Source organism: Virgibacillus oceani (assembly GCF_041521345.1).
GTDB lineage: Bacteria > Bacillota > Bacilli > Bacillales > Amphibacillaceae > Virgibacillus_N > Virgibacillus_N oceani_A.
This window is the reverse complement of record NZ_JBGOHB010000059.1, coordinates 1-7,485: the sequence shown is the minus strand read 5'-3', so window position 1 is coordinate 7,485 and position 7,485 is coordinate 1. Positions and strand designations below refer to the sequence as shown.

At 34.7% G+C, this 7,485-nt stretch carries 5 protein-coding genes; all 5 read left to right on the top strand.

The features are described from left to right. On the top strand, positions 1-97 hold a 97-nt coding region (locus ACDX78_RS23045), incomplete at its 5' end, for an IS3 family transposase (protein WP_486030920.1). A gap of 94 nt (positions 98-191) precedes the next feature. Beyond that, a complete protein-coding gene (locus tag ACDX78_RS23040) occupies positions 192-782 on the top strand; it encodes an SLATT domain-containing protein (protein WP_486031180.1) in 591 nt (196 codons plus the stop codon). A 1-nt stretch (position 783) separates the two neighbouring features. Further along, positions 784-2,115 (top strand): reverse transcriptase domain-containing protein, encoded by a 1,332-nt coding sequence (locus ACDX78_RS23035; RefSeq protein ID WP_486031178.1) that lies wholly within the window; start codon positions 784-786, stop codon positions 2,113-2,115. 85 nt (positions 2,116-2,200) lie between these two features. Beyond that, on the top strand, positions 2,201-6,919 hold the full coding sequence (locus ACDX78_RS23030; RefSeq protein WP_486031176.1) for an AAA domain-containing protein: 4,719 nt from the start codon (positions 2,201-2,203) through the stop codon (positions 6,917-6,919). A 40-nt stretch (positions 6,920-6,959) separates the two neighbouring features. Beyond that, positions 6,960-7,109 (top strand): HAD hydrolase family protein, encoded by a 150-nt coding sequence (locus tag ACDX78_RS23025; RefSeq protein WP_486031181.1) that lies wholly within the window; start codon positions 6,960-6,962, stop codon positions 7,107-7,109. Positions 7,110-7,485: the final 376 nt, after the last annotated feature.

Here is a 7,485-nt window from a genome sequence, read left to right as displayed (position 1 = left end):
TGAACTTTTTGATTATGTTCACTGGTTTAATCATATTCGAATTCATGGATCACTAGATTACTTAACACCTACCGAATACAAGTTAATGAACCTTTAATTATTTGTACAGTTTAGTGTTGACATACCAAATGTAATTTTTTTAAGGGGGACTCCACATTATGTATATGCTATATGTGATGGGAATGTACTAAATGAATGAAGAACTAATAAAAAGTCTATCCAATAAAGTATGGATTACTCGAAAGTGTAGAATTAATACTTCTGACAGACTGGTTTTTACCAGTAAAGTTATCCAGGTTTTGATTAATTACTATACATTAATGATTTTGAGTATATCTATTTGGTCATTAAATACCACTAATAACAACCATTTGTCTCTTTTTGTGATTATAGCATCACTTTTCTTGTTTGCAATCACTATAGGTATAAATTCATTAAATTATAAAGAGAGGATTATATATTTAAAAAGCAGTTACATAAAACTTGATGATTTGTACATAGATTTAAATATCTTGTTAGATGAATTACCTTTTATAGAAAAAAAGGAAGCAAAAAATAGATTTATTGAAATTAGAAATGAATATTCTAAGGTTCTTGAAAGTGTAGAAAATCATAACGCTTATGATTTTATTAAATTTCAGATCTCCAATCAAGAAGATGATGTAGGTTATAAACACTATTTGCGCTATTATCTATATAAAATATATTACAGACTTGTTTTTATGGTTCTATTTTTAGTACCATTTTCACCTATAATTTTTATATTAAAGGGTTGGATTTAATATGAGCGCATATAAGGATTTTAATAAATTGTTTCGAAATAAAAAAATTGAAGGATTATATAAAGAAAAAGTTATATTAAAACCATCCACAGGAATAGACGGTATTAATAAAGAAACTTTTGAAAAAAATATTACATATTATATAAATGTAATTAATAGAAAGGTTACCAATAATACTTTTAAGTTTACCCCCTATAAAGAAAAATTAATTACTAAAGGTAAGGGTAAAGCGCCAAGGGTAATTTCAATACCAACCATAAGAGACAAATTAACATTATCAATTGTACACAGAATATTATCTAATGCTTTTGCGGAAGACATCAACTTTGAACTAGTACAAACTGTTATTTCAAAAGTAAAAGAAACTTTAAATAACTCCAATTATAATTATTTTATCAAAATTGATATCGAAAAGTTTTACGATAATATTAATCATGATATTTTAATTAGTAAGGTAAAAAGAAAAGTACGTAAAAAAGAATTGATAAACCTTATTAGTAATGCAATTAAGACACCTACTATTTCCTCAACAACAAGAAAACCATATACGAAAAACAAACGTGGTGTTCCTCAAGGATTATCTATATCAAATATACTGGCTAATATTTATATGAATAATTTAGATAGAGTTTTCGAAAATCAAAATGCCTTTGCCTATTTTAGGTATGTAGATGATGTTCTTATTATTTGTAATAAAGCTGGTAAAGAAAAGATAGAGAGTAAACTAGAAAAGCACATTAAAAACTTAGGATTAACTTACAATAAGGACAAAAAACAATATGGATTTTTATCACAAGAGTTTTCATTTCTAGGATATAACTTTAATAATAAAATCGCAGGTGTCAGAGAAGCAAATATTTTTAAATTAGAAACATCTTTAGTAGAGGTCTTCACAAGGTATAAATATTCAAATTATAAAAGAACTAGTGAATTTATATGGAATTTAAACATAAAAATAACCGGCGGGATTATTGATAAAAATAAATATGGTTGGTTATTTTTTTATTCACAGATAGATGATTTAAGTATTTTATATCATCTGGATTGGTTTGTAGGAAAGCTTTTCAAAAGATTTGAGATCAATAATATTAGTGAGAAAAATATAAAGAAATTTGTTCGGACTTATAATGAAATACTTTATAATCGCTCGGCAAGTAATTATATCCCTAACTTTGATGAGTATGAAACAAAACAAAAAAAAGAATTATTAGTAAATGTTTTTAATTTAAGGTATTTAAGGAATGCAGATGATGAAAAAGTAGAAAGGAATTTTAGAAATTATATATTTAATAGCTTGAAGAAATTAGAGCAAGACATTCAACACTTTTCCTAGATAGTTGAAGGAAATAAAAAGTGTAAGTACTACCATCGAGTCTATAATGGGAAGATATCAACGTAATTTTCATGGGGTGGTCATATTGAATCAATCAACACAAGATAAAAGCATACGTTTTTTTAAATATTTATTGGAACTAAATAACTTAGTGGGTAAGGTAGACCGAGATTATACTGTTTATGAGAATACTTGGGATGAGCGCAGTCTAGCCCCCTTGGAAGATGTTTCGGTATTCAGGGAGAATGACAATGAAGAGACGTTCCTCGAAGTGCGAAAACCCTCCATTACCGAGAAAGATACAGCGCCACCTGCACCACCGGAAGAACTGGAAAAATGGCTGAAAGGCTCTTTTCATAACGAATTGCAATCGCCCGAGGTGTATGCTGAAAGAAATATTAGAGATGAAGCAGGAAACATTATCACAATAGCTTTTCATGACAATGAAGAACGGGTCGAAAATTTCCATGCATGGAAAAAAGCCTGGCGTTATTGGTCAGATGAGTTGAAAATGAAAAAGAAGACGATGGATTTATATAATTATTTTTTCCAATTGGTTTCAAGATTTGAGCAAGAAGGAGACCGTCTGGAATTTATTTTTGGTCGTGGTATTCTAGTTTGGAGGCATCCGGATCCTAAAATTGGTATCATACGCCACCCGCTGATTACAAGTAAATTGGAACTGGAACTATTTCCACGGGAAGGGATCATTACTGCAAAAAAGATTGATGAAAATATCAAAGTAGAAAGAGATATGCTCTCAGGTGTGGATTTGCCAAATAAAGCACGTATTGACGAACTTATTAATGAGATGAATCAACTTGCTATTGATGACGAATTTGATGATGTATATGAAAAGTTTATTTCGCTCATTCATCCGGATGGAAAATTAATTCAAGGTCAAGAGACATTGTCCGCTTCTAAAACGCCAGTGATTTACGATCAAAATTTGTTTGCCCTACGCAGCAAAAAGGTTCGTATCTTAAGGCAAGATTTAGAACAGATTGTCAAAGGGCTGGAGAATGAAGAATTAGAACTGACAGAAGCAGTCACCTCAATATTTGAGATAAATGAGTCCCAGGAATCTGTTAATCAGAAAAATAATGAGGTTTCTCCGCTACCAAAGAATCATTTATATTTTCCACTCGCAGCCAATGAACAACAAAAAGAAATTGTTGAGCGTATCGATAAAAACTACGGGGTAACTGTTCAAGGCCCTCCGGGTACAGGGAAAACCCATACAATCGCAAATCTTGTTTCACATTTTCTGGCACAAGGTAAAAAAATCCTGATTACATCGCAAAAAGAAAATGCGTTGAAAGTGTTAAAGGATAAAATTCCCGAGGCAATCAGGGATTTATGTGTACCTGTGTTAGGCGGCGGAAGGGAATCCATGGATGAAATTGAAGGATCGATTCGTGTTCTAAGTGAAAAACTTGGGGAATTGGACTCAGAACGACTTCAGAAAATGATTGACCGAAATCTTGATGCTTTGGACAAAAGTAAAAGAGAAGAAGCCAAATTACTGAATGAACTAAAAGTGTATACAAAAAAAGAGGGGTCTCCATTAATACATAATGGCGAGAAATTGTATAAGTACGAGGTAGCCAAAGAGCTTGTTACAACAGATGTTGATTATACATGGATAAAAGATGATGTGCCTATGGATACACCATTCCCGCTAGAGAAAGCCGAATGGATCGAACTGCTTCATCTCAGAAGCAGATTAATCAAAGAAGATCTGGTATTGGAATCCAGGAGGCTTCCCCAACTGGAAAAAGAAATCCTGAACCTCCAGGACTTTGAACAATTGATGGAAGAAGGAGATGATCTATCAGGTTATGAGCGTGTAGGTGAAACGATTTTTGAAAAATATCATCTGAAGAAAAACAAGGAAACCATTGCAGCTATTAGGCAATCTATTCAGGATATCTTATCCTATGAAGATATGATCAATCGGGAGAGTTCCAACAGGATTATGGAAGATTTAAAAGCTGGAGATATAAGGAAGGTGCGATGGGAAAATTTATATCATGAACAGAACGAGGCTGTTCAAAAGCTTTTTGTGCGTCATCATGAACTAATCACGCATGATGTGAATTTGCCTGATAAGAATTTATTAGCACAAAAGAAGGCGATTAACCTGGCGATGGAACATTTGAAATCCGGTAAAAAACCAAACTGGATGTTTTTCCTGTTGAAAGGAAAGCAAGCGAAATATTTATTTGAAGATGCGGTGTTGAACGGAAAAGCTGCAGGAAATCTGGATGATCTACAAGTATTACAAAATTTTGTGGAATTTCAGGATGAAAAGAAAGAAATAACTCGTATTATAAATGGAAATATGGCTGAGATTAATGGAAAGTTGATTGATTCCGAATCTCCTCGTTTTCCATATGAAGCAGAAGAGATCTTAAAAGATGTAAATACTGTTATAACATATGAAAAGGATATCCAGAAGTTATATGAAAAGTTCCCTGGAGAAAAAGGAAATGAAAGCAATTTCTATGATTTTGATGAATTAAAGAGAATCGATCAGGATTTAATGAATGCAGAAAGCTACATAAGTTTGAATCAATGGAAGGTGAAAAAGGATGAAGAAATTGAAAAAATAAAAGGGTTAACAGAAAACAGTAACGTCCACCCCATTATACATCAATTTTTAGTTGCGATGAAAAATAAAGACAAACATGCTTGGAAAAGTTTAATTGGGAAGCTGATTGAACTGCGAGGCAGGCAGGAACTGGTGGATGCTTTCTATCAAAAGCTGGATCGGTTTGTTGAGGATTTCTATGCGACGAAAGAGTATATCACCTCAACAGTAGGAGACGCGTGGGAGCATGGGGAGGATTTTTCCAAACCCCTTGAACTGAGAAAACTGCAAACATGGCTGGATGAAACAGCTGATGTGAGCGTTTCCCGGTTGAAAGACCAATTGGAAACTGCACATAAAGAGCAAAAACGTCTGATTTATGAAGTGGTTGCGGCATCAACATGGAAGAGTCAAATAGAGCGGATTACGCAAGAAGAAAATCGAGCATTATCTTCATGGAAATCGTATATCAAACGTTACGGACGAGGCACTGGGAAATCTGCAACAACGAATTTAAAAGGCGCAAGAGATTCGATGAAGACTGCGCAGGGGGCGATTCCTGTCTGGATTATGCCGATGAACCAGGTGATTGAGAATTTCCCTGTGACGAATGAAAAATTTGATGTCATTATTTTTGATGAAAGTAGCCAATGTGATCTGTTTTCCATAAACGTTTTACTTCGCGGGAAGAAAATGATTGTGGTTGGGGATGAGGAACAGATCAGTCCACAGGCGATTGGAACAAAACTTGATGATGTGAATGAACTTGTACGTCGTTATTTAGATGATATACCAAATGCGAATTTGTATGATGGAAATATTTCGCTGTATGAAATTGCGGAGCAGACATTCCCTAAAGAAGGCAAGTTAATGCTCCGGGAACATTTCAGATGTGTGCCGGAAATCATCCAATTTTCCAATGACCTTAGTTATGGTGGAGAAATGATCCCGCTTCGGCTGCCGCTAGAGGAAGAGAAGCTGGATCCCCCTATATTTTCAGTCAAAGTTAATGAAGGTTATAATGATGAACGCGATAAAGATATTAATGTTCCGGAAGCAGAGAAGATTGTGGAAGATATTGTAGCCTTAACTAAGGATCCGCAATATAATGATCAGACGATTGGTGTTATTTCCCTGCAAGGCAATAAGCAAGCACCGTTTATTGAAACGAAACTTAGGGAGGCCATTGGTGATGAGGAGTTTTATAACAGGAAAGTGATATGTGGAGATGCGTACACACTGCAGGGGGATGAAAGAGATATAATCTTGTTATCCATGGTTATTGCGCCAAATCGGAATTTCCGTGCCCTGACAAGAAATAGTGAGAAACAACGAATCAATGTTGCTGCAAGTCGTGCAAAAAATCAAATGCGTCTCTATCATTCTGTTAACATATCGGATGTAAAACCAAATGATTTTCGTTACCGATTACTAAGCTATTGTAATAATCCAACTCGAATAAATGAAGAAATCGAAGACTTGGAGAGCAGATGCGATTCTCCTTTCGAGGTGGATGTGTTAAGAAGGATTATTGCAAAAGGGTATAAAGTTACACCACAGTTGAAGGTAGGAAGATACCGTATTGATTTGGTCATCGAAGGGCTTAGGGACAGGCTGGCGGTAGAATGTGACGGGGAAGCATGGCATGGACCTGAGAAGTTTGAAGAAGACATGCAGCGTCAGGAATCACTGGAAAGAGCCGGTTGGAAGTTTTGGCGTATTCGCGGAAGAGAATTCTACTTTAATAAAGATGAAGCCATGGAAAGCCTTTGGGCCACTTTGGACGAAATGGGTATTGAGCCAAATACTACAGAGGTTACCTCAAACCAAAAGATCGATATTGGCCAGCAGAATAATTATGATGAGAAGGAGAAAGATGTTAATCAATTTGCTAGTGAAAATTTAAATCTAGAAAAACAACTGAGCTTATTAGAAGATGATACTGATCAACAAATGAATTTATTTGAAAAAGAAAGAGATAATAATTCTTTCGAAAACACTAATGAATGGTTAATAAACTACTTCGAATCTAAAGGTTTAAAAGTTATCGATAAACGATACAAAGACGGAAATTTATGGGTAGTTGGGGGAAATGAGCTAAAACCAATTTTAAAAGATCTTGCAAATAAAGATATTTATTTTAGGTTCGCACCTTTTGGTAGTCATTCAACCAATATGCAACCTGGTTGGTATACGAAATATGGTGGGTAATATTGGTATTTGAGAGGAGGACAAATAAGGACATGTCACCCTGGTTTCGTCTGCCAAGCATAACTTTGAATTAAAACATAAAATGGCATCAAAAGGAATTGCCTTGGAAATCCTCTCTAACAAACTTGCAATCAAGCTGGACGATACAACTACATTTGGTGACAGCTTTAATGATTTATCTATGCTTTGAGTGACTTGAAGAGCAGCCAAGGGAAATGCGCTAGAGAAAATCAAAATGTTTACCAGGAAAAAGCGCTAACAAATATCGATGATGGCGTAACCCATTATATTTACGCTTACTTGAGCCAAAGGGACAGGTACGAACCTGTCCCTTTGGAGTCTTTACATTATTCCAACCTACTTCATAACACTCTCATTTTCTATTATCTTATCAGCTACAGCATTAGTAAGCTCTTGAGCTGTCTTAGGAACGAATGACTGTAAGCGTAAAATAGTCCACACCTGTTTTTCAGATGTGGACTACTGTTATAATTTATTTAGATTTATTAGGAACGCGGCATTCATCAGGGAGTGTAGCGGACCACGGCAGAAGTCGAGTCAACTGC

Excerpts from the sequence above, each read along its gene's own strand:
- ACDX78_RS23040 (WP_486031180.1), top strand. The coding sequence starts at position 192 with ATGAATGAAGAACTAATAAAAAGTCTATCCAATAAAGTATGGATTACT.
- ACDX78_RS23035 (WP_486031178.1), top strand. The coding sequence starts at position 784 with ATGAGCGCATATAAGGATTTTAATAAATTGTTTCGAAATAAAAAAATT.